Annotated in this window: 30 protein-coding genes; 5 read left to right on the top strand and 25 right to left on the bottom strand. The window is 68.4% G+C overall.

Going from position 1 to position 24,806, the window contains the following annotated elements; translation table 11 throughout:
• Window positions 1-318 precede the first annotated feature (318 nt).
• Window positions 319-711, top strand: a complete 393-nt coding sequence (locus FCN18_RS33450; protein ID WP_137097022.1) for a hypothetical protein — start codon at window positions 319-321, stop codon at window positions 709-711.
• Window positions 681-5,873 (top strand): helicase-related protein, encoded by a 5,193-nt coding sequence (locus tag FCN18_RS33455; protein WP_137097023.1) that lies wholly within the window; start codon window positions 681-683, stop codon window positions 5,871-5,873. The genes FCN18_RS33450 and FCN18_RS33455 overlap by 31 nt, the downstream gene beginning before the upstream one ends.
• Before the next feature lie 555 nt (window positions 5,874-6,428).
• Here FCN18_RS33455 and ligD read toward each other — a convergent pair.
• The 22 genes from ligD to FCN18_RS33565 form a co-directional block, all read right to left on the bottom strand.
• Window positions 6,429-7,445 carry a non-homologous end-joining DNA ligase gene (ligD, locus tag FCN18_RS33460; protein WP_323808389.1) on the bottom strand — a complete coding sequence of 339 codons (1,017 nt, stop codon included), beginning with the start codon at window positions 7,443-7,445 and terminating at the stop codon, window positions 6,429-6,431.
• 158 nt (window positions 7,446-7,603) lie between these two features.
• Complete coding sequence (locus FCN18_RS33465; RefSeq protein WP_137097025.1) at window positions 7,604-7,849, bottom strand: hypothetical protein; 246 nt, start codon at window positions 7,847-7,849, stop codon at window positions 7,604-7,606.
• Between the two features lie 66 nt (window positions 7,850-7,915).
• Complete coding sequence (locus FCN18_RS33470) at window positions 7,916-8,284, bottom strand: hypothetical protein (protein WP_137097026.1); 369 nt, start codon at window positions 8,282-8,284, stop codon at window positions 7,916-7,918.
• Between the two features lie 135 nt (window positions 8,285-8,419).
• Window positions 8,420-8,854: a hypothetical protein gene (locus FCN18_RS33475; protein ID WP_137097027.1), complete on the bottom strand. Its 435-nt coding sequence runs from the start codon at window positions 8,852-8,854 to the stop codon at window positions 8,420-8,422.
• Window positions 8,855-9,011: 157 nt separating this feature from the next.
• Window positions 9,012-9,524, bottom strand: coding sequence for a hypothetical protein (locus FCN18_RS33480; RefSeq protein ID WP_137097028.1), 513 nt, complete (start codon window positions 9,522-9,524; stop codon window positions 9,012-9,014).
• Window positions 9,521-9,787 (bottom strand): hypothetical protein, encoded by a 267-nt coding sequence (locus FCN18_RS33485; RefSeq protein ID WP_137097029.1) that lies wholly within the window; start codon window positions 9,785-9,787, stop codon window positions 9,521-9,523. Before FCN18_RS33485 ends, FCN18_RS33480 begins: the two co-directional genes overlap by 4 nt.
• 316 nt (window positions 9,788-10,103) lie before the next feature.
• Window positions 10,104-10,838 (bottom strand): metal-dependent hydrolase, encoded by a 735-nt coding sequence (locus tag FCN18_RS33490; RefSeq protein ID WP_137097030.1) that lies wholly within the window; start codon window positions 10,836-10,838, stop codon window positions 10,104-10,106.
• Window positions 10,835-11,176, bottom strand: a complete 342-nt coding sequence (locus FCN18_RS33495) for a WhiB family transcriptional regulator (RefSeq protein WP_323808390.1) — start codon at window positions 11,174-11,176, stop codon at window positions 10,835-10,837. The genes FCN18_RS33490 and FCN18_RS33495 overlap by 4 nt, the downstream gene beginning before the upstream one ends.
• 39 nt (window positions 11,177-11,215) lie before the next feature.
• Window positions 11,216-12,055: an NUDIX domain-containing protein gene (locus FCN18_RS33500; RefSeq protein WP_137097031.1), complete on the bottom strand. Its 840-nt coding sequence runs from the start codon at window positions 12,053-12,055 to the stop codon at window positions 11,216-11,218.
• A 29-nt stretch (window positions 12,056-12,084) separates the two neighbouring features.
• Complete coding sequence (locus tag FCN18_RS33505; protein ID WP_137097032.1) at window positions 12,085-12,297, bottom strand: hypothetical protein; 213 nt, start codon at window positions 12,295-12,297, stop codon at window positions 12,085-12,087.
• A 166-nt stretch (window positions 12,298-12,463) separates the two neighbouring features.
• Window positions 12,464-12,676: a hypothetical protein gene (locus FCN18_RS33510; protein WP_137097033.1), complete on the bottom strand. Its 213-nt coding sequence runs from the start codon at window positions 12,674-12,676 to the stop codon at window positions 12,464-12,466.
• Between the two features lie 206 nt (window positions 12,677-12,882).
• Entirely contained in the window at window positions 12,883-15,147 is a 2,265-nt protein-coding gene (locus FCN18_RS33515; RefSeq protein ID WP_137097034.1) for a TrmB family transcriptional regulator, read from the bottom strand.
• 103 nt (window positions 15,148-15,250) lie between these two features.
• A complete protein-coding gene (locus FCN18_RS33520) occupies window positions 15,251-16,405 on the bottom strand; it encodes a hypothetical protein (RefSeq protein WP_137097035.1) in 1,155 nt (384 codons plus the stop codon).
• 6 nt (window positions 16,406-16,411) lie between these two features.
• Entirely contained in the window at window positions 16,412-16,852 is a 441-nt protein-coding gene (locus FCN18_RS33525) for a hypothetical protein (RefSeq protein ID WP_137097036.1), read from the bottom strand.
• A gap of 36 nt (window positions 16,853-16,888) precedes the next feature.
• Window positions 16,889-17,332, bottom strand: a complete 444-nt coding sequence (locus FCN18_RS33530) for a hypothetical protein (protein WP_137097037.1) — start codon at window positions 17,330-17,332, stop codon at window positions 16,889-16,891.
• Entirely contained in the window at window positions 17,329-17,541 is a 213-nt protein-coding gene (locus FCN18_RS33535) for a hypothetical protein (RefSeq protein ID WP_137097038.1), read from the bottom strand. Before FCN18_RS33535 ends, FCN18_RS33530 begins: the two co-directional genes overlap by 4 nt.
• A 214-nt stretch (window positions 17,542-17,755) precedes the next feature.
• Window positions 17,756-18,937, bottom strand: a complete 1,182-nt coding sequence (locus FCN18_RS33540; protein ID WP_137097039.1) for a hypothetical protein — start codon at window positions 18,935-18,937, stop codon at window positions 17,756-17,758.
• A gap of 74 nt (window positions 18,938-19,011) precedes the next feature.
• Window positions 19,012-19,230: a hypothetical protein gene (locus FCN18_RS33545; protein ID WP_137097040.1), complete on the bottom strand. Its 219-nt coding sequence runs from the start codon at window positions 19,228-19,230 to the stop codon at window positions 19,012-19,014.
• Complete coding sequence (locus tag FCN18_RS33550; protein WP_137097041.1) at window positions 19,227-19,517, bottom strand: hypothetical protein; 291 nt, start codon at window positions 19,515-19,517, stop codon at window positions 19,227-19,229. Before FCN18_RS33550 ends, FCN18_RS33545 begins: the two co-directional genes overlap by 4 nt.
• Window positions 19,514-19,759, bottom strand: a complete 246-nt coding sequence (locus FCN18_RS33555; protein WP_137097042.1) for a hypothetical protein — start codon at window positions 19,757-19,759, stop codon at window positions 19,514-19,516. The genes FCN18_RS33550 and FCN18_RS33555 overlap by 4 nt, the downstream gene beginning before the upstream one ends.
• Window positions 19,756-20,028, bottom strand: a complete 273-nt coding sequence (locus FCN18_RS33560; RefSeq protein ID WP_137097043.1) for a hypothetical protein — start codon at window positions 20,026-20,028, stop codon at window positions 19,756-19,758. Before FCN18_RS33560 ends, FCN18_RS33555 begins: the two co-directional genes overlap by 4 nt.
• The gene (locus tag FCN18_RS33565; RefSeq protein ID WP_137097044.1) at window positions 20,025-20,258 is read right to left on the bottom strand and encodes a WhiB family transcriptional regulator; all 234 of its coding nucleotides are present in this window, start codon (window positions 20,256-20,258) and stop codon (window positions 20,025-20,027) included. Before FCN18_RS33565 ends, FCN18_RS33560 begins: the two co-directional genes overlap by 4 nt.
• 566 nt (window positions 20,259-20,824) lie before the next feature.
• Here FCN18_RS33565 and FCN18_RS33570 point away from each other — a divergent pair.
• Together FCN18_RS33570 and FCN18_RS33575 are read left to right on the top strand one after the other, a co-directional pair.
• Window positions 20,825-21,670, top strand: coding sequence for a sigma-70 family RNA polymerase sigma factor (locus FCN18_RS33570; RefSeq protein WP_206078036.1), 846 nt, complete (start codon window positions 20,825-20,827; stop codon window positions 21,668-21,670).
• Window positions 21,667-22,473, top strand: a complete 807-nt coding sequence (locus FCN18_RS33575) for an integrase (protein WP_137097045.1) — start codon at window positions 21,667-21,669, stop codon at window positions 22,471-22,473. The genes FCN18_RS33570 and FCN18_RS33575 overlap by 4 nt, the downstream gene beginning before the upstream one ends.
• 169 nt (window positions 22,474-22,642) lie before the next feature.
• On the opposite strand, the gene FCN18_RS33580 is transcribed toward FCN18_RS33575, so the two are convergent.
• Genes FCN18_RS33580 through FCN18_RS39310 form a run of 3 tightly spaced genes read right to left on the bottom strand, consistent with a single transcriptional unit; the run spans window position 22,643 to window position 24,193 of the window.
• Window positions 22,643-23,500 (bottom strand): helix-turn-helix domain-containing protein, encoded by an 858-nt coding sequence (locus FCN18_RS33580; protein ID WP_137097046.1) that lies wholly within the window; start codon window positions 23,498-23,500, stop codon window positions 22,643-22,645.
• Complete coding sequence (locus FCN18_RS33585; protein ID WP_137097047.1) at window positions 23,497-24,012, bottom strand: DUF6879 family protein; 516 nt, start codon at window positions 24,010-24,012, stop codon at window positions 23,497-23,499. Before FCN18_RS33585 ends, FCN18_RS33580 begins: the two co-directional genes overlap by 4 nt.
• Window positions 24,013-24,025: 13 nt before the next feature.
• Window positions 24,026-24,193: a hypothetical protein gene (locus tag FCN18_RS39310; RefSeq protein ID WP_158303224.1), complete on the bottom strand. Its 168-nt coding sequence runs from the start codon at window positions 24,191-24,193 to the stop codon at window positions 24,026-24,028.
• 182 nt (window positions 24,194-24,375) lie between these two features.
• On the opposite strand from FCN18_RS39310, the gene FCN18_RS33590 reads away from it, so the two are divergent.
• A complete protein-coding gene (locus FCN18_RS33590) occupies window positions 24,376-24,579 on the top strand; it encodes a hypothetical protein (protein WP_137097048.1) in 204 nt (67 codons plus the stop codon).
• Window positions 24,580-24,806: the final 227 nt, after the last annotated feature.

Genomic DNA, 24,806 nt, shown 5'->3' on the forward strand with positions numbered 1-24,806 from the left:
GTTTTCGCTGCTCATCGCGGTTTTCTGTGACGCGCGGCCCGCTCTCGGATTCGAGGACTGCGCACTGGCCACCGCCGTTCCTCCCGGCTGCGGGGTCCGGGGCGGCCAGCCCTGGCGCGGGGTTGGGGCCCCGCGATCGGTCACCCACTCCGGTAGTGCCCCGAACTCGGGACATCCCGCTCATGCAAGCTCGTGACGTCAACGGGTGTTAACGGGTAGCGTCAACTGCCGGGGTGATGGGAGTGGCACGACGCAGGCGTGATCGCCCGGCCGACGGCCAACTGTCGTTGGAGACACTGTGGGCGGAGGTAACAGCCGATGAACCAGTACGCAGCGATGGCCCGGAGCCATTGGCAGCGGTTCCTGCCGAGCAGGTACAGCGCGATCACCGATCCGGACAGCTTCTTCTCGACACTGGGGCAGGAAGTGGAGACCGAGATCGACCAGCTGACCGAGCAGTTGGCGGGCGAGGACCCGCCGAACGAGGACTACCTGGGCAAGGTGGGCCGGTTGAACGCGGCACGCCAGCAGGCGCGGGAGAAAGTGCTGGCCGAGCGGGTGCTGCTCCCGGCGGAACCGGGCTCGCTGATGGACGAGGACTCGACCGAGGCGAATCCGACGCCGGCGGGCGAGCGGAACACCGACTGGATCCCGATGACCGAGGATCCGACCAACCTGTGGTGGCAGGAGCAGGACAGCAGCAGCCCGTAGCGCGCGACGCGCCGGAGCTCACCCCGGACACCATCCCCGCGGCTGTCGACGACGGCGGTGGGCGGCGTCGAGCAGGTCCGGCGGTGTGGCGGCCGTCCAGTCAGGACGACCTGGCCCCGTCCGGGACGGTGTCACGGGTGCGGGCGAACCTGAAAGCGTTGACCTACCTACGTCAGCTGCAGGTCGAGCGCCGCCCCGCCACCGCCGACGAGCAGGCCGTGCTCGCGCGGTGGAGCGGATGGGGCGCGGCGGCGCAGGTGTTCGACACCCGCCGCGACGAATTCGCCTGGGCCCGCGCCGAACTGGACGAACTGCTCGGCTCTACCGAGCGGGCGGCCGCTGAACGCAACGTCCTCAACGCTCACTACACCGACCTTGGCCTGGTCCGCGAGATCTGGACGGCCGTGGAGGACCTGGGGTTCTCCGATGGGCGGGTGCTGGAGCCCGGGTGCGGCATCGGGCACTTCATCGGCACCGCACCCGAGGGTGCCGACGTGGTCGGGGTCGAGCTGGACCCGATCAGCGCAGGCATCGCCGAACGGCTCTATCCCGGCACGCAGATCCTCACCGAATCCTTCGCCGACACCCGCGCCGAAGACGCCACGTTCGATCTGGCGATCGGCAACGTCCCGTTCGGCGACGCCGCACTGACCGACCGGCGGCACAACCCGTCCGGGCACTCGATCCACAACCACTTCCTGCTCAAGTCGCTGCACCTGACCAAACCCGGTGGTGTGGTCGCGGTCCTGACGTCGCGCTACACAATGGACTCGGTCAACCCCGCGGCACGCCGGGAAATGGCGCAGCTGGCCGACCTCCTCGGCGCGGTGCGGCTGCCCTCGGGGGCGCATCAGCGCGCGGCCGGCACCCAAGCTGTGACCGACCTGCTGATCCTGCGCCGCCGCGAACCCGATCGCGACCCACAGCCGGTGGCGTGGGAACGCGCCGAGAAGGTCCGACTCGGCGAGAACGACACCGAAATCCCGATCAACACCTACTTCCGCACCCACCCGGAGATGGTGCTCGGGCGGATGAGCACCGGCGACGGGCACGGCATGTACCGGGCCGACGACCTGCACGTCGCCGCCGACCGGCCACTCGTCCCGGCGCTGCGCGACGCCCTCGGCGTGCTCACCCGCACCGCCCGCGACAGCGGGCTGGACCTCGCGCCGGTCGAGGCGGACCCGCAGCGGCGCCCGGCCGCGCTGGTGGCCGCCGCCGACCAGCGCCCCGAAGGGCACATCACCGCCGTGGACGACGGGACGTTCACCGTCGTGGTCGGCGGGCGCGAACAGCCGCACGCGGTGCCCGCCTCGCAGGCCGGCGAACTGCGGGCGCTGCTCGGGCTGCGCGACACCGTGGTCACCCTGCTGCGCACCGAGGCGGCCGACCTCAACGACACCACCGAGCTGGACGCGCTGCGCGGTGAGCTCAACACCCGCTACGACGACTACGCAGCCCGGTACGGGCCGATCAACCGGTTCTCCCTGCGCCGCACCGGCCGCACCGATCCGGAGACCGGGGAAGACAAGTACGCCCGGATCCGGCCCCAGCAGGGCGGATTCCGCCTCGACCCCTACGCCCCCACGGTGCAGGCGCTGGAACGGTTCGACAGCGCCAGCCAGACCGCGACCAAGGACGACATCTTCGCCCGCCGGGTCGTCGCGCCCCGCGCCCCGCGCCTGGGTGCGGACTCCCCCTCCGACGCGCTGGCGATCTGCCTGGACACCCACGCCGAGGTGCGCCTGGACGACGTGGCGCGGCTGCTCGGCGCCAGCACCGACGACGCCCGCGCCCAGCTGGGGACGCTGGTGTTCGACGAGCCGGGCACCGATCGGCTCGTCCCCGCCGCCGAATACCTCTCCGGCAACGTGCGCCGCAAACTCGCCGCCGCCGAGCAGGCCGCCGCCACCGATACCCGCTACGCGCCGAACATCAGCGCGCTGCGCGAAGTCATCCCGGCCGACATCCCGCCGGAAGAGATCGCCGCGCAACTGGGGTCGATCTGGATCGGCGAGGACGACGTGCAGACGTTCCTGCGCGACACGCTGCAGGACGGGTCGCTGGTCGTGCAGCACGCCGGGGCGTCGAACTGGCAGGTCAGCGGACGCAAGCTCGGTGTGGCCGCCACCGAAACCTGGGGCACCGAACGAGCCCCGGCGTCGATGCTGGCCCAGGCGCTGCTGCAGCAGCGCCCGATCACGGTGTTCGACACCATCCCCGGCGGACCCGGCGAGTCCGACCGGCGCGTGCTCAACATGGACGCCACCGTGCTCGCACAAGAGAAAGCGACCGCGCTCAACGAACGGTTCAGCGAGTGGGTGTGGGAAGACCCCGCCCGCGCCGAACGGCTGGCACGCACCTACAACGACCAGTTCAACGCGATCGTCACCCGCAGCTACGACGACGCGCAACTGTCACTGCCCGGCCTGGCGCTGACCTTCGAACCACGCTCGCATCAGGTCGCCGCGGTGGCGCGGATGATCCACGAACCCGCTGTGGGCCTGTATCACGAGGTCGGGGCAGGCAAGACCGCCGAGATGACGATGGGCTGCATGGAGCTGCGCCGTCTCGGCCTGGTCCGCAAACCCTGCGTCATCGTGCCCAACCACATGCTCGAACAGTTCGGCCGCGAGTGGGCGCAGCTGTATCCGCAGGCGAAGCTGCTGGTCGCCTCCAGCGACGATCTATCCGGACACCGGCGGCGGGAATTCGTCGCTCGCTGCGCGACCGGGGACTGGGACGCGGTGATCCTCACCCGCGGCGCGTTCGAACGCATCCCCATGTCCCCCGAGGCACAGGGGGCCTACCTCGAACGCGAGGTCGAGGTCATGCGGGCGCAGCTGGAGAAGGTCCAAAGCCGGGAGAACCCGCTCGGTGTCAAGCGGATGCAGGCCGCGCTGCTGCGCGCCGAGGAACGCGTCAAGAGCAAACTCGACGGCGACCGCGACCCCGGGCTGACATTCGAGGCCACCGGCATCGACTACCTCGTCGTCGACGAGGCCCACGGCTACAAGAACCTGCGGACCCCGTCCAACATCCCCGGCGCGGGGATCGACGGATCCAACCGGGCCTCCGACCTGGACATGAAGCTGCACTACCTGCGCGAGCGGCACGGCAACCGTGTGGGCACGTTCGCCACCGCCACCCCGATCGCGAACTCGGTGACCGAGGCCTACGTGATGCAGCGCTACCTGCGGCCCGACCTGCTCGAAGACGCCGGGATCGAAGACTTCGACTCCTGGGCGGCGACCTTCGGGCAGAGCGTCACCGCGATCGAGCTGTCTCCCGACAGCAGTTCGTTCCGGCTCAAGACACGGTTCGCGAAGTTCCGCAACGTGCCCGAGCTGCTGCGCATGTGGCACCTGTCGGCCGACATCAAAACCGCCGTCGACCTCGACCTGGCCACCCCCGACCTCGCGCAGCGCCCGGACGGGCAGCGGGAACCGGAAACGATCAGCGTCCCGGCCTCGCCCGAACTCGAGCGCTACATCGCCGACATCGCCGAGCGCGCCGACCGGGTCCGCAGCGGCGGGGTCGACCCGACCGAAGACAACATGCTCAAGATCTCCAGCGACGGCCGCGCCGCCGCCCTGGACATCCGCCTCGTCGGGGGCAGCACCCCCGACATCAGCAAAGTCCACGTGGTCGCCGACAACATCGCCGAGATCCACACCGCCCACCGCGACGACGCCTACCCCGGGCCCGAGGGCGGCGAGCATCCGGTGCGCGGGTCGCTGCAGCTGGTGTTCTGCGACCTCGGCACCCCGAAAAACGACGGCAGCTGGAGCGTCTACGGCGAGCTGCGCGACCAGCTCGCCGCCCGGGGTGTGCCCCGCGAGCAGGTGCGGTTCATGCACGAAGCCCGCACCGACCGGGAGAAAGGCGAACTGTTCGCCGCCGCCCGCGCCGGGCGCATCGCCGTGCTACTCGGCTCCACCGAACGCATGGGCGTGGGCACCAACGTCCAAGCCCGCGCGGTCGCGCTGCACCACATGGACTGCCCCTGGCGACCCGCCGACCTCGCCCAGCGCGACGGGCGCATCATCCGCCAGGGCAACCTCAACCCCAACGTGCGGATCCTGCGCTACGTCACCGAAGGGTCCTTCGACGGCTACTCCTGGCAGACCGTCGCCCGCAAGGCCGAGTTCATCTCCCAAGTCATGCGCGGGCGCCTCGACACCCGCGAGATCGAGGACATCGGCGACACCGCCCTGAACTACAACGAGGTCAAAGCCCTCGCCACCGGCAACCCGCTGCTGCTCGACCACGCCCAGGCCAAAGCCGACGTCATCCGCCTGGAACGCCTCGCGCGCGGTCACGACCGGGCCCAGCGGCGGCTCCCGGACCTCATCACCACCACCAAGGCCTCGCTGGTGCGCCTGCACACCGAACAGCAGCACGCCGACCACGCCCTGCACGCGCGACGCCCCACCCGGGGAGAAGCGTTCACCATGACCATCAACGGCACCCGCACCACCGAGCGAACCACCGCGCAACACCACCTGATCGAGCACCTGCACCGGTTCCAGCGCGACTGCTCCGGGCTCGGCACCGGGCAGAGCGCGACGCTGGAACGGTTCGCCCAGCTCGGCGGTGTCGAGTTGACCGCGGTGGCCTACCAGCCGATGGCCTCACCCGACCCTGACGTCGCCGTGCAGATCCACGGGCTTGCCAACACGGCGGTCACCCTCAAAGACAAGGACTGGACCAGCGGCGGAACCGGCGTCATCGCCCGCCTGGAAAACCGCCTCGGCGACCTCGACGCGCTCCGAGCCAAGATCAGCACCGACATCGACAGCGGCTACACCGAGATCCAGCGCAGCGAAGCGCAGATCGGAAAACCCTTCCCCCGCGCCGCTGACCTCGCCGACGCCCAGGCACGCCTCGACGTCATCGAGCACGACATGGCCGCGCAAGCCGCCGAAGACAACCGCTCCCCCGACACCGAGCAACCCGGCGCGGAAGACCCCAGCACCACTCCCGACACCGGCGGCGAGGCCAGCCCCAGCACGACACCACTGCCGAAAACCCACCCCGCGCGACTGGCCGCTATGGCCTCGCCCAGCCCAGCAGAAACCCCTGACCAGCACAAACACCAACCCTTGGCCACCATGAACCGTGTAGCGCCACGCCAACCGAACGGCGAACTCGAACGCTGAATGTGCGCCGTCATCTCCGCCGGAAACGATGAAAACCCCCGGGAAACTCTGTGAGCTTCCCGGGGGTTCTTCGTTCGTTGCTGGTTCCCAATACTCTGGCCAACAACTCGACGTTTAATCCCTTCTGATCTAGTTTCGGTGTTCTCGTCGTTCGCGTGATTAGTTTCGGTGTGTTCTGTTTGCGTCTCGTCGTTCGCGTGATTTATAACCAGCTTTATCCACTGATTTAGTTTCCGCCGTCTGCTAGTATTGAGCTGTGTTCGCAGCTGACTATCAACTCAATAGATGACGAACGATCAGCACGAGCGCCTGGCAGAGGTGGGTAAGACACGTCTCCCACCACCTGCTGCGACCTGGTTTGACCATGGTGTTGGTCCTTTCGTCGAGGGTACGCGTCGCCCCGCTTTTCCGTGGCAGCGGAAAAGCGGGGCATGACGTGGTCCACTATACAGCAGTTGCCATTGCTGCGGGCGCTCATCCACTGCGATGGAATGCCAATAAGATTCGACGGCGAGCAATTGTTATTGTCGCTCTCGCTGACCAGGGAGAACAGGTTTACGACTGTGGCGGGACCCGAACCAGCTCAGTCGGCACGTCACTGTGCAGGCCACGCCAGGACGGGTGCCGCAACCGGGTGACGAACTCGCGGTACTCGACCTCGCCGACCAGCATCGGAGCCACCCAGTGCGCGTGTCGCGCTCGGTCTCGCGGTACCTGCCCAGCGGGAAACGGGCTGTCCGGCTGTTCCAGTTCCTCGAGGAGCCGCTGCATCCGAGCGAGCTCGGCATCGCTGAATCCGGTTCCGACATGTCCGAGGTACACCAGCTGGTCGTGCTCGTCGTGCGCGCCGAGCAGCAGCGAACCGATCCGGTCCCGCCGGCGGCCCTCGCCGGGCGTCCACCCGCACACCACCACCTCGGTCGCCTGCCGGAACGGGTGTTTGATCCAGGCCGGGTCGCGGCGGCCCGGCCGGTAGCGGGAGTCCAACCGCTTGACCACCACCCCCTCCAGCCGGTGCTGGCGCGCGGCCTCCAGCACCCGGGGCCCGACCGGATCGGGGTTGCCGGGGTCGGATCGCCAGACCGGGGAGATCCGGATCCGCTCGTGTCGCACGTCCAACTCGTCCAGCTGACCGCGCCGGTCCTGGAAGGTACGGTCCATCAGCGAGACGGCGTCGAGGTAGAGCAGGTCGAACACGTAGTAGTAAACGGGCACTCGCGCGAGCAGAGCCGCGGTCGGCGTCTGGACATGCAGCCGTTCCTGCAGCAGCCCGAACCGCGGCCGACCGTCTGAATCCAGGGCGACAAGCTCACCGTCGAGCAACACCTGCCGCCCCCGCACCAAGCCAGGCAGCGCAGCGAGTTCGGGATAGCTGCGGGTCACGTCGCGCCCGGTGCGGCTGGTCACCCGCACCCGCTCCCCCGCAGCGCCAACCAGGGCCCGGGCGCCGTCCCACTTCATCTCCCAGGAAAACCCCGGCCCGTCCGGTAACGGCCCCGGGGCAGCGAGCATCGGCGCCACCACCGGAGGCAGCTCCGGCGAACTCGCCCGTGGGCCCGATGCGCGCGGCATTCGATCATCGTCGCCCCCCTGCCCGCCGCGTGCATCTGCAGCGTCTCGACCGGGTCATCCACCGGGCACGGGACTGTCCCCGATCGCCGTCGAACAGCCCCTTGAACGCAGACAGCCCCGGCCGGATACCCGGCCGGGGCTGTCTGCGGCGCTGATTGTCAGGGTGCGGTGTTCTCATCGTTTGGTAGCGGCGCGGGCCCGGCGTACGCGATCCGGTACCGGAAGGCGCCCCCGCCCTCGAGGTTGGTGTCGGAAATGTAGACGTCGGCGAGGATGTCTCCGTTCTCGACGTCCACGTAGGTCTGGTAGGTGATGTCGCCGAGGATCACCCCGTCGTCGGCACCGAACGCGATGCGTGCGACGTCAGTCGGGTCGGTGATGTCGGCGGTGTCGATGTCTTCCATGGATCTCCCCATCTCCGATAGCTGTGCTGGCTCTGCTGAAGACTGCCGCGGGCCCTGAGCGTGGGTTCAGGCGCTGGCGTAGTAACTGTGGATGTGGTCGCGGGTGTACGTGGCGAGGCGGTCGTGTTCGCCGAACCCGGATGGCAGGCAGAACCGCAGCCCACCCAGCAGCTCGTCCAGACTCACCTCGGGCTGCACCTGTCCGGCCAGCGGGTGGTGGACGCGAAGTTCGGCGAGCAGGTCAGCCAGGAACAGAACAGTTTCGTCGTGGTCGCGGTTCCAGATCTCGGCGAGAACGCGGCCGTAGCCGTCGCCGGGGTGGGCCACAGCATCGCGCGCGCGGATCAGCATGGCGAGCATGTGCGTGGCAGTGCCGACGGTGCATTCGGCCTTGAGCGATTCGTACACCTCGTGCGGGATCGTCACAGACTCCATGACCGTCAACGCTAGCGATCCCCCGGCACTCACCGGGGGAGGTTGACGCTGTCGGGTCGCCCGGGGCAGCCCCCTTCGCGCCCGGGCCGTTGAACGCAGAAGAGCCCCAGCCGTATGGCTGGGGCTCTTCTGCGTTCAGGCGTGTGGTGTCATGTCGGCCGGGACACCGCGGCGGGCGGCGCGTTCAGAGGTCGCGACGTGGGAAACGAGGATGCGCCAGCTGCTCGCGGCGACGTCGTCGCACCAGCGTCTCCCAATGGCCTCGGCAGGCGCATCGTAGACGCCGAGGGTGGCTGCGATCAGCTCGCCGACAACGGCTAGGTGCTCGTCCGGCAGGCCGTCGAACACGCTCTGCAGGTACATGCACAGCCGGTAGACGACGTCGCCAGCGCGGGCGCCGTCGCACACCTGGTTGTAGTCAATCGTGCAGTTGTTGAGCAGTGACCAGCGGGTGGCGTCGAAAGTCTCGCGGAACCGATCGGGCGCCTCGCTACCGCCGTCGGTGGCTTCCCAGGGAATCAGTTCGAGCAGGTCCAGAAGGTGGTCAAGGTCAGCGGTGCGGTACGGCACGAACTCTCCTTCGGTGAGCACGGTCTGCGGACATGAGCATGGCAAAACAGGTGGTGAGTCACTCGATGTTGCGCTGAACGAGGGCGTGGCGCGCGGATGATCCACGCCCTCGGTCAGCGGTCAGGCCGCGACCGTCGCGGCCGAGAGCGTTGAGTGCTCACCCATCCACATCGCCCCACTTCAAGGGCGGGCACTCTTTCGCCAACCTGCGGGCTTCGGCCTGATCTATGGTTTCCCAAGCGCCGCAGGCGGCGAAGCGGTTGCCGCCGCCATAGGGCAGCTTCCCGGTCAGCTCCGCGTACAGCTCGGGATACTTGTCCTTCGCCAGCGGCTCAGGGAACCCTGCCGGGCATGAATCGCCAGCGCGGACCGTTTCGGCCACCGAGGCTGGGATCTGCACCTTGTACTCATCAACAACACCGCTGCCGCAGTACGCAAGGTGCTTCTCCACAGTGCCGGAGCGAGAGAACCCGGTGCTGGTCACCACATCCCCACCGGGTGCGGTGGCGCCGCTGGCGTCGGGCGGCATCTCGCAGCCAGTGACCGCAGCCGCCACAGCAAGCGGGGCCACCAGCTGCACGCATCGGCGAACTCGCCGAGGTGAGGTGCGACGTGAAATCGAGATCATGCCCATTCCTTTCCTCCGGTCGGTCCACTCGATCCCGGTCATGCCCCTGCCCCCACGACGGGGTGCTCGGCGATGGCAACGCAGGCGGGCGCGAGGCCCATCTCGGTGCGGCAGCCGCCGGCGCAGCCCTGGCGGTGCTCGTCCACCGCGATCCGATAGGTGTCGGGGTCGTCGCCATAGCGGCGTGCGCTCGTGGCAGCTCTCTCCTGTATCTGCGGGAGTATCCAGTCGGCAGCGGTCCGGGATCCGGCGCTCACGCTGGACAGGTCGTCGCCGTTGCCGTCGGTGATGGTGAGGGTGAACATCAGGCTCTCCTCGTGGTCGGGAATGCAGAACGCCCCGCCTCCAGCGCGGTAGTGCTGGAGGCGGGGCGTGGGGTGGCCGTCCTTGTCCTTCCCCCTGATGGCGGGAGCCGTAGGGTGGAAGGGGGACGGGCCAGGTATCAGCTGGCCCGTCCCGATTTCAGTTGCCGCAGGTGGCACACACCCAGCGGCCGTTCTTGAACTGCTTGTAGCAGCCAAACGAGCACTTCGCGGCCGCCAAAACGATCCGCTGTGCCAGGAGCTGGCGCATCGTGTTCACCTCCTTTCTCCAGATCGATCCGGGGAAGACGTCTCCACGTCAGGGGATGAGGGCCTGCCAGCCGAGCAGGCCGATCGCGGCCAGGCACAGCGGCGTCACGAGGACGTTCTCGGCGGTTTTGCCGGTGCGGATCCGCAGCCACTTCGGTGGGCGGATCTCGTACCAGGTCTCCCCCGCGATCGGCACGGGGAACAGGAACGGGCACCCGGACTCGGTGATCGCGTCGCCGAGGCAGTGCACGATGCAGCCCAGCGCGACGGCGATCCCGGTGCGCCACGACAGCCCCGCCACCTCATCGAGGGCCGCGTCCAGACTCGTGCCGGTGCCCAGCCACAGCGCGACACCGGCGGTGGCGGCCAGGGCGATCCAGTCGCCGAGGCGATCGGCGGCCAGCAGCACCCCGAACACGAGCGCTCCGACGACGATCCACGGCTGGTGCGCACCGCCCCAGCCGACCCCGGCGCCGAGGGCCAGCGCGAACAGCACAGTGTGGGAGAGGTGACGGTGGGTGCCCTTGCAGTTCTCGTCCCGAGGGCCCTTGGTCGCCGCGTACAGCGCGGCCGAGGCGCGGCACAGCAGCCACGACACCACCCGGGTGAGCGGGCCGACCAGCCGTGAGGCGGTGGCCTGCGGATGGTCCAGATCAGGCAGCAGAGCGAATCCCGCGACCAGGACCGCGAACACGATCACGTCGACCGGGTCGGTGATCCCGGCGACGGGTGCGGCCGCCAGGCCGGCGGCCGCACCCGTCAGGGAGTGCGTGCGGCCCATCATGAGCGGTTCCGCCGTTTGAGGTTGCGACGCTCCCGTTCGGACAGCCCGCCCCAAACGCCGAACCGTTCATCATGGGCCAGGGCGTACTCCAGGCACTCCTTCTTGACAGGGCAGCCAAAGCAGGTGCGCTTGGCCTCGCGGGTCGAACCGCCTTTCTCCGGGAAGAACGCTTCCGGATCTGTCTGGGCGCACAGCGCGCGTTCCTGCCAGTCCTCGCCGTCGGGGTCGGCCCACTCGGCGGCAATGTCGGCGAGGAACGCGTCGACGTCAGCGCGCGCTCGGTAGTGGTGGTGGTCCCCGCGCGTCAGTGCGCGAGGCGACTGCATGGTGCGGGACACAAGTCCTCCTGGTGTGTGCTGTGGGACGTGCGAGGGTGTTCAGCTGCGCTGGTCGGTCAGGCGGACCGCGCCGCGCACGATCACGGCGTGGTCGAACGCCATGCGCTCCCCCGACAGCACCTCGTTGACGGGCACCCAGCGGGCGGCGCGGGCGTCGTCTCCGGCGGTGGGCTCGGGCAGGGTGTCGAACTGCGTCAGGTAGGCGGTGGTGACGTAACGCCCGCGCGGGTCCCGCCCCGGCTCGCTGTACACCCCGACCTGCCGCAGCTCGCCGACAGTGAGGCCGGTTTCCTCCTGCAGCTCCCGCCGGGCGGCGGCCCAGGTGGGCTCGCCGGGATCGACGTGCCCGCCCGGCAGGGCCAGCTGGCCCTCGTGTGGTGGCCAACCGCGCTCGATCAGCAGCACGTGCGGGCGACCGTGGCGGTAGCCCAGCGCCACTACGTCGGCGGTCAGGCGTGCGTGCTCGGTGCGGGCATCACCGGCGGCGGCGCGGGTGGCGACGCTGGTGTGCAGCGCGAGCAGATAGTCCGCCAAGCCCTGCACGTCACCCCGGATCGCGGGGACCGGGTCGGGCAGGTACCAGCCGTGCGCGGCCAGCTGCGCGCGGCTGGTTTCGATCTCGGCGACCGTCCGGAACAGGCGGGCGGTGTTGCGCCGCTCGGCGACGTAGGGGGCGATGTCGCGGGTGCGGCCACCGAGGGTGGGTCGCAGGTCGGCGAGGCGATCGAGCAGTTCGGAACCGCGGGCGTACAGCTCGGCGCGAGCGGCGGCATTGGCGGTGCTGTGGACCTCCTCGCTCAGCCGCTGTTCCTGCTCGGTGAGGCGATCGAACTCGGCTGTGTCGGGACGGGACTTGCGTGTCGTCTGTGCTGCTGCCATGAGGGCGTGCTCCTTCTTTCCTGTTGCTGTTACAGGTCTTTGGTGCCGCCGAGCAGGTAGCGCCCGGCGCGAATCCGGCGACCTCTGCCTTCGCAGCGGCCGCAGTTGCGCCAGTACTTCTCGCTCGGGGAGCGTTTTTTGCCGCCCTCACAGCGTTTGCAGGCGGCGTAGGGCCAGATCCGGCATACGAACAGGTAGGCCACGATCAGAGCGGCGATGAACAAGACAGCCTCGACGTTCATGTCCCCTCCAGGGAGGCAGTACACGGGACCGGTAAACGACAGTGCTGGGCGGCGAACCAGCGGGTTCCCGCACCGAAGGGAGTGGGGATTGGTCCGAGCGGACCCGGACACCCCACGAACCCGAGTCGGGGGCTCGTGGGGCACCGTCGCCACGCTCGGGCGCTGATCAGGCCTGGTACAGCCGCTCAATCCGCCCAACCAGGGCCGCGAAATCGGTGCAGTCGGGGACCTGGTGGGCGTATTCGAGGGCGATGTCCGCTTCGGCCTCGGTGCGGCTGCCCAGGCCGTCGATGTGCTCGGTGACGTCGGCGACGATCCGCTCGGCGACGTCGGGGGCCAGGTTGTACTCGGCGGCGATCTTCTGGGCGGTGTCAGACATGGGCGTACTCCTTGGGAGTTGGGCAGATGATCGGGTTTTCCGGGCGGGTGCCAGGCGTGTGTGGAAACCAGGTGCGGCGCAGGCGCTGTGAGAGGTGTCTTCCGCGCCGCACCTGGCGACAGAGAGTCAGCTCGGCGAGCTGACGCGGGCGGGTTGACCGATCCGGGTGGCGTCCACTCGCCACACCAGGGGAGCCATCAGTACGCTCAGGCTGCGTTGGGGCGACAGGCGTTGTAGGCGGATTCGGTCAGTTGCCACCGGCCGTGGCCGCCGTCGACAACCCAGCCTTTGTCGGTGAGGCTTCTGATGGCGCGGTTAATGCGGCCACGGGTCGCTGGGTTATCGATGCCGCACGCCTCGACAATCTCTCGGGTTCTGCCACGGCCGTCGCGCAGAACCTCGACCACGGCCCGATCCGTCTCGCTGAGCGAGGCCATGTCGAAGACCGGCCGCTCTGTGTGCGCGACCGGGGCCGGCACCGTGAAGATCCCTCCGGTACGGCCGCCGCTCGTGACTGCCGCAACGGTGTCGACAGTGGCGACGGGCGACGACGGGGACGACGGGTTGGAACCCATGAGCTGGGACAGCCGGGTCATCGCCGTCGTCTGGGCGTGCTGCGCAGCCGATTCCGGGGGCGCCAGCAGCCCCCGGATCGACGCCGTGTCGATCCGATGCACCGGTGGCTCCGGGTACTGCGCGATGACGTCGTCAACGAACGCAGGCGGGTTGACGTGTTCGTCTTTGCCACGTCGGGGAGCCCAGAGCGCCCGCATCGGTGCGGTGCGGGTGTCCTCCCCCGCGACGATGCCGTAGCCCGCGCGGCGAGGCAGCGTCTTCGGGTCAACCGGCAACCCAGGGATGAGCTTGCCCCCCTGGTTGCTGGTGGTGCGGAACGCAGCCAGATTCTTCGTGGCGATATTGGACCGCAGCAGTTCGCTGTTGCCGAACACCTTGAGTCCTGAGTACTGCGACGCGCAGATAAACCCGACGCCGAGTTTGCGGATCCGCTTGGCGAGGGTGCCGAAGCGATCCCCCAGCGTGACCACCGTGCCGCCCAGGTCCTCCTTGCGGTCGAACACCTGATCACATTCGTCGATGAACACCATCAACCCGGGCGGGACCACCCCACCGCAGGGGCAGCCCGGCGGGCACTCCACCGGCTTTCCGGGCACCAGCGCAGGCAGGCCGTGGGCATTGAGGTAGGTCTCCCGCGCGCTGGCGATCGACTCCAGCGCCCGCAACGCCGGAACGATCTGCGCCTCCCCCAACGCGAGGATGGAGCAGTTCTTCACCAGCGTCGGCGAGGACGCCCCACCTTGCGGGTCGAGGAACATCGTGTTCATCACCCCGGTGCCGCGGACTGAGACAGCAAGCACGTCCATCAGGCTGGACTTGCCGCCGCCGGTGCCAGCGCAGATGAACCCGGACCACACGCCGTCGTTGTCATACAGAATCCACGGGGCGTGGCCGCGTCCGTCTGCGTAGAGCCCGATGAGGGCGGTGCCTGGCTGACCGTCGGCATACAGCGGCCGTTCGAAGAACGGCGACTTCTTGACGGGGGACTTCGCCACGATCTGGATGCGCAGCTGGTTGGCCGACAGGCGGGTGCCGCCCGAGCGTCCCGGCTGGTCGAACAGCACTTCCTCCCCCGGGTCGTCCTCGCCGTCGTCGGCCGACAGGTACAACCCGGATCGAACCTGCGGAACCGCACCCAACGCGGCCTGCAACGTGTGCTTGGCAGGTCGGAGATTGACGATGCCCTCGACACCCAGGTCGGTCGTGTGCATCCCAGCGAGGGTGGAACCCTCGAGCACCCCACCAGTGCAGCCGATGTGCGTGTTCCAGCGGGCCACGTACTCGCCGGGGAGGTCAGGCTCGGCGGGCTCAATCGGCTCGTCCAGGTCCGGCCTGGGAGCGGGCGTGGGCAGCGCGTGAACCGGCGGTGGGACGTTCATCAGCAGGTCGCGCTCGTGTCGCAGTTGCCGCTTGTAACCCGCGCCGATCGCGGCACTGCTGACACCCAGTACTGCCATCTGCCACCACGACACCCCCACCAGGGAGGTCAGGGTGATCCAGGTGCTGGATGCTGCGCTGGCGAGGGTGAAGCGCAGTTTGTTCACGTCGAGCTGGCGGCGCTTGGCCAGGCGGGCCACGCCGTGCACACCAGCAGCCGCCCCTCCGACGGTGAGGCCGGTGACGGTGGCGGCGCCGCTGGACACTGTGGCGCCGAACAGTTCGCTGAGGCCCCACCCGAGGGTTCCGGTCGCGGCGGTAGCAGCTGTCCACCAGTAGGGGATGTGTCCTTTGCGGCGGACGTCGATGAGTTGCCAGCGTCGTTCCATGTCACTCAACGTCGCCTTGGGCTCTGCTTTGACCAGCGGGTTCGTTGTTGTTGTCGTCGTCTTTGGTGCGATTTCTCTGGCCACGGCAACGTTGTGTTCCGTGGCCCATCGAACACGTTGTGCGGCCATGGTCGTGTCCCTTTCGAGTTGTGCGGTTTCGAGCGAAAAGTGCCCCCGCCCCGCCATGACGCGGATGCCGGACTGGATCCGGCGAGCGGGGGCTGATCGGGTGTTACTCGGCGAGAACGGCCTCGCGGCTGCCGGTGTGCTGGGCGGCCAGGTAGGCGTCCTTCACGGTGTTGGACTGCTCCAGTGCCGCGATCGATTCGGCCACCGCGGCTTTGGCGGCCTCGAACTGTTCGGCGGCCTGGCGGAAGCCGTCAACGGCGGTGCCGGAGAACTCGTCGGCTTCCATCGACGCGACCGTGGCCTCGATGGAGGTGACGGCGTTGTCGCACGCGGTCTGCAACTCCTGGGCGTAGTTCTGGTAGGCAGCGAGACCGTGTTCTGCGGGAGCGGACATCTGTGGTGTTCCTTCCTCTATGGGGGTTGCCGTGGCCTGGGTTGATCCACGGACATCTGTGGCGCAGCTGTGGGCGCTGGGCGGGTCGAGGTAGCCGATGTTGTGGCTGGGTTCGACCAGTTCGGCGTCCATCACCTCGCTGGAATGGGCACGCTTCTGCTCGGCCATCCAGGCGTCCAGGTCGAGCACCTGGTGGCCGTCCTGGTCGATCCAGCCGGTGTAACCACCCTCGCGGGCATCGAAGAAGCGACGATCAGCGTCGGTTTCGGGCTGGCCATCCCCCCGGCGCGTTGGGGTGTCCTCCACTCCGGGGGGGACGTCCGGGATGTCGCCGCCCGTTCCGGCGGTGAGCATCGTCGGTCCTTCCCGTTCGGCGGTGGCGTATACCGGGCCGTGCTCGGGTTCCGGGTCGGTTTCCGGCTGTGGTGGCGGGGGCTGGTGCCACTGCCACCAGCGGCGGCGAGTGTCATGGTCGCCGTGGACACCGCCCGGCGGTTCCGTGCGGTCCCCGGCCTGTCCGGCGTCGTTTGCCGTGCGGCGACGTTCCCGCCATGCGGAGAAGTCGTTGACGCCCTGCCGGGCTGAGCGCTTTGCGTCCTCGCCGACGTCGCGCGCCCACTGGCGGAACCGGCTCTCCCGCTTCGGCTTCGTGCGGGGCGGCGGTTTGTCTTTCGGGCCCTGGGCGATGCGGTCAGCGATGCGGTCGGCGGCCGCACGAGCGATCTTTGACCCTGCGGTGGGTCCGTATTTTTGGCGGTACTGCTGGCGTGGGCTGGTTTTACCGCGCAGGGCGTAGGCGGTGTCCTCCACCGTGCCCCGTGCGATGAACCAGCCCACCAGCAGTGCGAACAGCAGTGGGTCCACGGGTCATCACCTGTTGATGACGGCGGTGACGGATTCACCGACGTCGGCCGTGGTCGCGGTGAGCATGCCCACCAGGTCGGCGAACAGCCCGCCCGCCGCGACGAGCAGCATGGGCGCCGCCAGGGCCAGGAACACGGTGAACGTGGACGCCTTGCCCTTGCCCTTGCCCGGCTTGAGGCCGTGCCACAGCTCCAGGCACACGATCACCGCGAGGATGAGCAGCACGACCCCGGCGCCGACGCCGAGGAGGCCGCCGATGGCGGCTCCAGCGGCCTCGCTCACCGCTCCGACTCCGGTGGCGACGAGGTTGCCGATCATGCCGCCGAGGAACAGGCCGGCGATCAGGGCGAACCAGCCCGCGATGACCTTGGACTTTTTCCGGACGAGCAGCCAGACGGCGATCGCGATACACAGGGCCGCGATACCGCCACTTCCGATTGCACCCATGTCGGTGCGCTCCTTTTCTGTGGATGTGGATGTGGGTCAGAACCAGGTGGTGATGTCCATGAAGGACGGTGTGATCCAGGAAAAGACCGGGATCGCGGCCTGGTTGAGTGCTGTGCTGACGATCAGCGACAGCACGACTGCGGGGATGAAACGGCCAGGATGCTCAGCGAGCCATCCGGCGAGCGTGGCGGCGGCTTTGACCGGGACGGTGACCGTGTAAGTCCAGCCGATCAGCCACGGCGGCGGTTCGGCCCGGCCGGGTTCGGGGATCCGGGCCTTCTCCACGACGTCGGCGATGCTGGGCTGTGTGGAGGTCACGATTTCCGGGAGGCGGTGACTCTGGCGGACCCGGTCCATCCAGGGCATGGGCGGAACGTCGCCGGGGCGTCCCACCGGGACCGGGAGATTGCTTGTTGTCGGCTCAACCGGGCACGGCGCCAGGTCCATGCCCGGCTCGGGACGGTCGATAGTGTCGGTCACGCCGCCCTCCTTCGTTTGGGTCGGGGTGTGGCGGATTCGTTGCGGGCCTGCTTGGCGGCCCGCGCGTACAGCAGGTCCGCGTGTTTCGCCAGCTCGTCGAGCAGGCGGGTGATGGCTTGCCGGTCGGTGATGTTGACGAGGTTCGCGTTGCGGCGGAGAGCGCCGCGCAGGTAGTCGCTGACCACGGAGACCTCGCTGGGCAGGTTCATTGCGGTGCCACGATCGACGGCGTACTGCTCTCGGCGAGTCTGGGCGCGGGTGACACGCAGGGGTGTCGAACGGCGTTCCTGGCCCCGACGGTGCGGGCGTCCACCTCGGTCATGTCGCTGCACGCTGGTACCTCCTGGTGTGGGACTGGGGTCGTCTGGCTCCCGCACCACCCAGCTCCTGCGCTTGAGGCTGGGTGGTGCAGGTAAAGGCGGATCAGGAACGGCCGACGTTGCCTTGCAGCTGCTTGATGTCGCGGCACCAGTTTTCGACCGTCGTGCTCGATCTCGGCAGGACATAGCCCGCCTCGGTCAGCGCTGCCTTGAGTCGGCTCGGAGTGTTGGCTCCGAGCCGGACGCCGAGATCGATGGCCACCTGCTTGGTGGCCTGCTCGCCAGGCTCGGGCACAGCGCGGGCCCGGGGCGATTTCTTGGTTGCAGGCTTGGCGGCGGCCGGGGATATGGTGGACAGCGGCGGCGGAGCTGATGCTGGGAGGTTCATCTCGGCGGTCACGCGGGCCCGGTGAGCTGCCTGCCGGGCGTTTTCCTCGTCGGCGCGGCGACGTTCGTACTCGACGTCGTCGCGGGATTCGCGTTTGCGCTGCCGGCGAGCCAGCTCGGCGTCCCAGCTTTCGCGCTTACGGAGGTAGCCGTTGGCCTCGATTAGCCCGGAGGCGATGTGCACTGCCCATCCGGCGATCGAGGCGACCCCGAACGTCAACGCCATCACGACGTTCTCGCTCCACCAGTGCGCGATCTGCATGACTGTCGCCCCGGCTGCGATGGCGCCGGACACGGCGAGCAGCATCTGCCAGCCGCGGTTGCCCTCGACCTTGTGTCGCAGTGCGGAATCTCCGGCGCCGACCATGGTGACTTCGGCGAACGCCGCGATCGCGGCGGCTCCGAGGTATCCCCACACGGTTCCGCCGAAGAAGGACGCGAAGAACATCACCTGGCCGACAGCGGCGGCGGCCACCGTCATGCCGAATCCGACCTTGGTGGCTTTCCGCAGCGGGAACGACACTTCCGAGCCGGGTGAGTTCGGGCCTCTGGGCTCGGTGAACCCATCGCGGCGCATCTGCGCCTCGATGCTCACGGGCGGTTCGGGACGGGGTGACTCGGGACGGGACGGGACAGTTTCGTGGTGTTCCGTCACCGGCTCGACTGGCTGCGGGGCGAGCAGCGGTGCGGGGTCTGGTACGGCCTCGACTGGGATCGTGGGTGGGTGTTGTAGCCGCTCGACCGGGCCGACCACATTCGCGGGCAGGCGCATCGAGCCAGGCAGGCTGTGGCCGTTCAACGACGGCTGATAGGTGGCGGTCACGACGGTTCTCCTAGGTCGAGCGGCTACAGGTACGGGCGAATGGGTTCCAACGGCCTGGGCAACGCGCCACCACATGCCCGTAGGGAACGGGACATCGGGAGGTGTGTGGTGGCGCCCTCCCCCGGTGCTGGCACCGGATCCGGGTTGGTCTACAGGGCCTGGGCGGCGGCCAGGGCGTCCCACAGCTCGTGGCTGTGGGCCTCGAGTTGCGCGAGCCGCCGGGCCGTAGCCTGCGGGTGGATGCCCGCTGCCTGGTCGCGGCGGGCTTTGCGGGCGAAGACTTCGACGGCGCCGAGCGCGGCCCACAGCTGGAGCCGGACGTCGTGACCGAAGTCGGTGCCGGACGGTGCGGTGGCGGTGGCGGTCATCGGACACCTCCGCGTAGGACACGGGCGGTGGCGGTACCGACGGCGGCGGCGAATCCGGCGGCAATCCAGGTCACGACAGCGACCGGGGACAGGACCGCGACCACCGTGGCGAGTCCGGTGATCAGCATCAGCAGAAGCGGGGCGGCGACACGAGCGTCGCCGAACTCCATTACGACCAGCTCGGCGTCCACCTCGACCGGCTCGTCCGGCTCGAGGTCGGCGAGGCCGGGCGGATTCGGCTCGTCGACCGGCCGGGCCTCGACGTCGTTGTCGATGGATGTGCTCATGCTGCTGCCCTCCACGGTGAAGGCGAATCGATTGTGATGGTGAGCTGGTGGCGCAGCGCCATCAGCTCGCGGTGGGTGTGCTCGTGCGCGGCCAGCAGAAGAGCGCCGTGCATGCGGTCGTCGAGTTCGTCGTCGCACCAGGTGTCGAGGGCGAGCAGGTCGGCCACAGTGGGCTCAAGCTCGGGCAGGTCGGCGGCCGGGGCTTCAGACGGCGGGATATTGACGTTGGCGAGCTGGATCATCGGGTTCTCTCCTTGATCGGTTGGAGTCGCGCCCAGCGCCGCGCTTGCTTTCGACCGGGCGCGGTCACCCAGCAACAGCGACGACCCACAGGCACCTGGGTGTTCAGGTCGATCAGTCCGCTGTGGGCCAGGTCGGCGAGCAGGCGTAGTTCGCTGTCGGTGGCCGGGCGGTCGTCGATACGGATCCGCGGGCCGTGGGCGGTGATTCGGTCTCGTGTGTCGTCAGAGGCAGCGGCGAGGATCGACTCCGCGGTCCATGTCGTCGTCATGCCGCTGTGCCGGTCTGGCGCCGTTTCAGGTTCCGGCGCTCGGCGTCGTTGAGGCCGCCCCAGATCCCGTCGGGCGCACCCGAGGTGAGCGCCTCGATGAGGCAGTTATTGCTGACCGGGCAGGTCTGGCAGATCGATTTGGCGTGGCTCTCGGAGGCATCGCTCGCCGGCAGCGGGTAGAACAACTCCGGGTCCTCGTTGCGGCACGCTGCCTGGTTTCGCCAGGTCACAGAGCACCACCGCCGACCGGGGTGTCGAGTATCGTGTCCATGGCACCTGCTCCTTTCGTGATCCAGTTCGTGGGCTGGTGCATCGATCCGCCCCGCTCGTGGTGGCATCCACGGGCGGGGCTTCGTCATGTCCAGGGCTCGGTGTCCCTCGGCCATCGCCACGCTGATCGCGGCCGCCGACCGCAGGGGTCGGGTCGGGTCGCGGCGGCGTAGCGGTGACCGGCGCACACCGAGCTGGTGTGTGCGGGTCGGCCCTTTCACTCCGCCCCGCGTCATCGCGGGGGTGTTCGTCACTTCGCCATTGCGCTGGGCAGCGGGCGACAGCAGGGCCGTAATTGCCTATGCACGCTCTGTAGTTAGTGGTGCCGCCCGGCCATCGCCTGCGATGTACGCCGGGGACGGGGCGGGATCGAACCGCCCATCGCACCGCCTGACAGATGTACCCCCCTATCGGCAAGGGGTATTTACATCGTCTGAGATGACGGTAGGCAACCCCGCTTCATTCGTCAACCCCCCTTGCCCACCCCGCTTGCGCAAGGGGGCTTGCCACAGTCATGCTGTTGCCCATGAATCGCTACATGCAGGACGTCGATGCGGTCGCCGCGATCGAGGACCCGATGAAGCGCGCGGCGGGTGCTCACACGCTGGTCACCGACTTCAGCGCGGCCGTCAACGAAGCCAGCCGGGTGCGACGTGAGTCATTGGAGGAACTCGTCGGCCAGTACACGCACGCTGCGATCGCCGAGCATCTGAACATCACCCGCGCCAGGGTCGGCCAACTTCTCAAGTCCGGACCGCGGCCAGAGCGGGCGATGCTCGGCTACGGCGAACTGACCGTCGCTCTCGGCGGGAAGTCCGAGGGCGACAAGGAAAAGCCGGGGCCAGTCGTGAGTACCGATGACCTGGGCGGCTACCAGCTCGTCTCCGACACGGCCCGGGAGCTGGGGTTGTCGGCACGTTACGAAGTGGTGCAGCCACCCGGAATGATTGATCTCAACCGGGACAACCTGATCGTCGCGTGCGGTCCACGGCTATCCCCGCTGATTGCGCAGGTTCTTCATGCCGACCGGCGGTTTCAGTTCGCCAAAGACCAGGACGGATGGCACCTGATCGATCGCGAGACGGACACCATCCACCGGTCACCGATGGACAGCGGCGAGAACCGCGACTACGGCTACCTCGCGAGACTGCCCCGGTTCGACGGCGGTGGCACGTTCCTCTACGCAGCTGGGGTGCACGCACCGGGCGTATCCGGCGCGCTGCACTACCTGACCAACAACCTCGCCGAGTTGTACAACCAGGTGAAACTCAAGCGGTTCTCCATGCTCGTCTCATGCGAGTTCGACCCCGACACGCGACGTATCCAAACCTCAGAAGCGCTGACCCCAGCGCACGTTCCGGAGCACGCATGATCCTGGCGTGCGCATGCGAGCCAGGCTCGCCGGAGCGCGCCAACGAAGACTGGTGTGGGAGCGCCGGCGGCGTCGCCATCGTGCTCGACGGCGCGACCGCCCCGCGCGATGACCGCTGCTCCCACAGCACCCCGTGGTACGTGAACACCCTCGGTCTCGCACTACTGGCCGCCACAGCAGACCCAGCACTCAGCCTGCCCGACGTTCTGGCCGGCGCCATTGAACAGGTGAACGGCGAGCACAGCGACTGCGGTGGAAGCCCCGCTGCGACCGTGGCCATGCTGCGGGTCGCCGACGACCGCGTGGAGCACCTGGTGCTCGCGGACACGACGCTCGTGCTCGACACCGCCGACGATGGCCTGGCCGTCGTGACGGACTCCCGCGTGGATGAGGTGACCGAATGTCTCGGCGAACCCGAAACCAGGCGGCACCGGATTGGCACAGCGGAGCACCAGGCCGCGGTCAAGGCGATGAGCGCCGCCCAGCAGGAATGGCGCAACCGTGAGGGCGGCTACTGGGTAGCGGCCGACGATCCCACAGCCGCGGCGCATGCCCTCACCGGCACACACGCTCGCGAGAACGTGCGCCGCGTGGCGCTGATGAGCGACGGCGCCGCACGCCTGGCCGACGTGTTCGGAGAGACATGGCCGAACGTCCTGGCGCTCCTGGACGAACAGGGACCGGGCAGTCTGATTCGCCGTGTCCGCGAGATCGAACACTCCGACCCTGACGGGACGCGGTGGCCACGGTTCAAAAGCTCCGACGACGCCGTGTGCCTGTACGTTCGCGACCTCTCCTGCTGAGTGAAGTCTGGTCACCTGTCCTCTGTTTCGTACTGGGCTCGAGCGGGGCTCCTCCATGTCCGGGGAGCCCCGCTCGGCGTCTGCGGGCCCGAATCACTCTGGAGTTGTCAAACATCCCAGCTAGTCGCTATCTCGCTTCGAGTTGTTGACTAACCATGATCAGGCGAAATCAGCCGGGGGTGTTCGCCAGCACCTCCTGGAGCCACGTACGCAGGTCGTCGCCCGTGATGGCGGTGGTGCTGAGCTTCGCGAAATGATCGCGGTAGGTGACGAGCTCCTGTGGGTCGCGCACGGTGAGCGCGCGGGTAACGGTTTCGACCAACGCCACGGCAGTGTCGTCGGCGTCAGGGTCGCCGAGGATTGCGTACCCGTGGTATTGGTGCACCGGTTCCTGGGCGGCGGCCACGAACGGCAGCACGCCGAGCTGGACGTTCGGCGACACCGCGAGGTCGGCCAGGTGGCCAAGTTGAGCGCACCACAGCTCGCCCGGGAGCAGCTGTCTCCGGATGGCTGACTCGCTCATCAGCAGCTCGACCTGCTTGGTGCGCATCACCTCGTGGCGGGCCATGCGAACGTCAAGCACATCGTCGATGTCCTCGCGCTCGTCCGTCACGCCCTCCCGTCCTTGGGCGAACATGACGCGGGCATAGGCACGTGTCTGGGCCAGGCCGGGGATGACGTCCCCGGAGAACACGCGGACCACGGATGCGGCGGCCTCCAGGTCGCGTAGCTCCTGTTGCTTGCGACGGCGGCCGGGGGCGAGTTCGCGGCGCCATTCGGTGAGCTGGGTGGCCAGCCGCTCGGCGACGGCCGCCAGGTGGCGACGCTGATCGGGGTCGGCGCCGAGTTCACGGCACCACGCCTCGACGTCAGCGGGCTTGGCGTAGGCGACGGCGCGCTCGATGCGGGAGACGCGGGCCTGGGACCAGCCGAGGCGGCGGGCCAGCACCGTTGTGCTGACCTGCCGGTTCATACGCAGGTCGCGAAGCACGGCGGCCAGTTCTCGCCGCTCGTCGACGTGGCTCAAGCGATCAGCCTCGGCTCGTGCCGACGCAGGTAGTCGGCCAGGGGGACGGAGTGGCGTAGCGCAACGCTGCGAACTCCCCGATATGGGCGGGAATCCGGTGCCTGCTCGGCGTGGTGGAAGTGGCCGTGCTCGTCGTAGTGCATCAGCACGGCAGTGTCGTCGAACAACCAGAAGTCAGGCAGGTCGGCCAGTTCGCGATGCCAGTCGCGGTCGGCGATGTAGATGTGTTCCCCTGCGGCGGCGTTGGCTTGGTAGCCCCACAGCTCCCACTCGGTGTACTCGGTGAGTGGATGGTCGACGATGCGCACGCGGGACCAGCGCACACCGTCCGCGGTGGTGTCACGGAGGTGCGCCATCCACGCGGACGTCTCCGGGGTGGGCAGAGTCCGGTCACCCCGCCGCCACGCGGCGAGATCATCGGCTTCCTGCGGAACGAGGTACAGCTGGGCAACTTCGAGGCGGAATCGATCGGCCGCACGTGCGGCGATGCGCGCGAGGTCGTCGGCGTCCATGGCGTCCTCCCTTTCACTCGATCCGGGCGGCTGCGATCACCTGGCGCTTGACGCGCACGGCGATCTCGTCGTCGGCGGCGGGAACGGTGCCCACCTCGACGGGGTGTCCGACGATCACGACATGGTCGGGGTCGTCGTCGCTCGCCCAGACACTGGGGCAGGTCAGCCCGTCTCGGCACATGGTGTCTACGGATAGCCGTCGCCACATGGTTTAGTGCCCTCCCGATGCTAGTCGTGGACTCAGTATGAGCAGGCGACTAGTATTCGGCAAGGGCAAGACGACACGCCCTCGACACCTCCAACAAATTCCCGGGGATTCCCCCTACTGTCTGCCTGGAACACCCGGATGAAGGAGGAAAGACGATGCAGGAAGCAGTGCAGCTGACCTCTGATGAGCTGTGCAGGAGCACCGGCACCGTCCGCAAGGCGATCACGTCCGGCGAATTCGTGGCGCTGACCTACCACCGCACGCGGTATGCGCGGATCGTGCCCGAGGACTGGGCTGCCGAAGCCGAGAAGGCGCTCCTCGAGAAGCAGGACCGCGAGCAGCGGGAGGCGGCGGCATGACGTAGGCAAGCGCTCGTCTCGGGTGCGCGGTGCCTGGCGAAACGTGGTCGTCCGCCACTCCTCCTCTTGGGACCATCGGGAGGCGACGCACACCGGAGACAGAAGCCCCCTAAACAGAAAAAACGCCCCGCGCGGATTGGTTTGGCCGCCTATCGCGCGGAGCGTTTCTCGAATCGCTTGGTCTGTGATTCGACCCGTGCTACGCAGCATACCGGACTGTTGCTACC

Source organism: Prauserella endophytica (genome assembly GCF_005146945.1).
Classification (GTDB): Bacteria; Actinomycetota; Actinomycetes; order Mycobacteriales; family Pseudonocardiaceae; genus Prauserella_A; species Prauserella_A endophytica.

Bases quoted from the DNA above. Each gene is read 5' to 3' on its own strand.
- FCN18_RS33450 (WP_137097022.1), top strand. From the start codon at position 319: ATGAACCAGTACGCAGCGATGGCCCGGAGCCATTGGCAGCGGTTCCTG.
- ligD (WP_323808389.1), bottom strand. From the start codon at position 7,445: ATGCCGCGCGCATCGGGCCCACGGGCGAGTTCGCCGGAGCTGCCTCCG.
- FCN18_RS33465 (WP_137097025.1), bottom strand. From the start codon at position 7,849: ATGGAAGACATCGACACCGCCGACATCACCGACCCGACTGACGTCGCA.
- FCN18_RS33470 (WP_137097026.1), bottom strand. From the start codon at position 8,284: ATGGAGTCTGTGACGATCCCGCACGAGGTGTACGAATCGCTCAAGGCC.
- FCN18_RS33480 (WP_137097028.1), bottom strand. From the start codon at position 9,524: ATGACCGGGATCGAGTGGACCGACCGGAGGAAAGGAATGGGCATGATC.
- FCN18_RS33485 (WP_137097029.1), bottom strand. From the start codon at position 9,787: ATGTTCACCCTCACCATCACCGACGGCAACGGCGACGACCTGTCCAGC.
- FCN18_RS33490 (WP_137097030.1), bottom strand. From the start codon at position 10,838: ATGATGGGCCGCACGCACTCCCTGACGGGTGCGGCCGCCGGCCTGGCG.
- FCN18_RS33500 (WP_137097031.1), bottom strand. From the start codon at position 12,055: ATGGCAGCAGCACAGACGACACGCAAGTCCCGTCCCGACACAGCCGAG.
- FCN18_RS33505 (WP_137097032.1), bottom strand. From the start codon at position 12,297: ATGAACGTCGAGGCTGTCTTGTTCATCGCCGCTCTGATCGTGGCCTAC.
- FCN18_RS33510 (WP_137097033.1), bottom strand. From the start codon at position 12,676: ATGTCTGACACCGCCCAGAAGATCGCCGCCGAGTACAACCTGGCCCCC.
- FCN18_RS33515 (WP_137097034.1), bottom strand. From the start codon at position 15,147: ATGGCCGCACAACGTGTTCGATGGGCCACGGAACACAACGTTGCCGTG.
- FCN18_RS33525 (WP_137097036.1), bottom strand. From the start codon at position 16,852: ATGGGTGCAATCGGAAGTGGCGGTATCGCGGCCCTGTGTATCGCGATC.
- FCN18_RS33535 (WP_137097038.1), bottom strand. From the start codon at position 17,541: ATGAACCTGCCCAGCGAGGTCTCCGTGGTCAGCGACTACCTGCGCGGC.
- FCN18_RS33540 (WP_137097039.1), bottom strand. From the start codon at position 18,937: ATGTGGTGGCGCGTTGCCCAGGCCGTTGGAACCCATTCGCCCGTACCT.
- FCN18_RS33545 (WP_137097040.1), bottom strand. From the start codon at position 19,230: ATGACCGCCACCGCCACCGCACCGTCCGGCACCGACTTCGGTCACGAC.
- FCN18_RS33550 (WP_137097041.1), bottom strand. From the start codon at position 19,517: ATGAGCACATCCATCGACAACGACGTCGAGGCCCGGCCGGTCGACGAG.
- FCN18_RS33555 (WP_137097042.1), bottom strand. From the start codon at position 19,759: ATGATCCAGCTCGCCAACGTCAATATCCCGCCGTCTGAAGCCCCGGCC.
- FCN18_RS33560 (WP_137097043.1), bottom strand. From the start codon at position 20,028: ATGACGACGACATGGACCGCGGAGTCGATCCTCGCCGCTGCCTCTGAC.
- FCN18_RS33570 (WP_206078036.1), top strand. From the start codon at position 20,825: ATGAATCGCTACATGCAGGACGTCGATGCGGTCGCCGCGATCGAGGAC.
- FCN18_RS33575 (WP_137097045.1), top strand. From the start codon at position 21,667: ATGATCCTGGCGTGCGCATGCGAGCCAGGCTCGCCGGAGCGCGCCAAC.
- FCN18_RS33585 (WP_137097047.1), bottom strand. From the start codon at position 24,012: ATGGACGCCGACGACCTCGCGCGCATCGCCGCACGTGCGGCCGATCGA.
- FCN18_RS39310 (WP_158303224.1), bottom strand. From the start codon at position 24,193: ATGTGCCGAGACGGGCTGACCTGCCCCAGTGTCTGGGCGAGCGACGAC.
- FCN18_RS33590 (WP_137097048.1), top strand. From the start codon at position 24,376: ATGCAGGAAGCAGTGCAGCTGACCTCTGATGAGCTGTGCAGGAGCACC.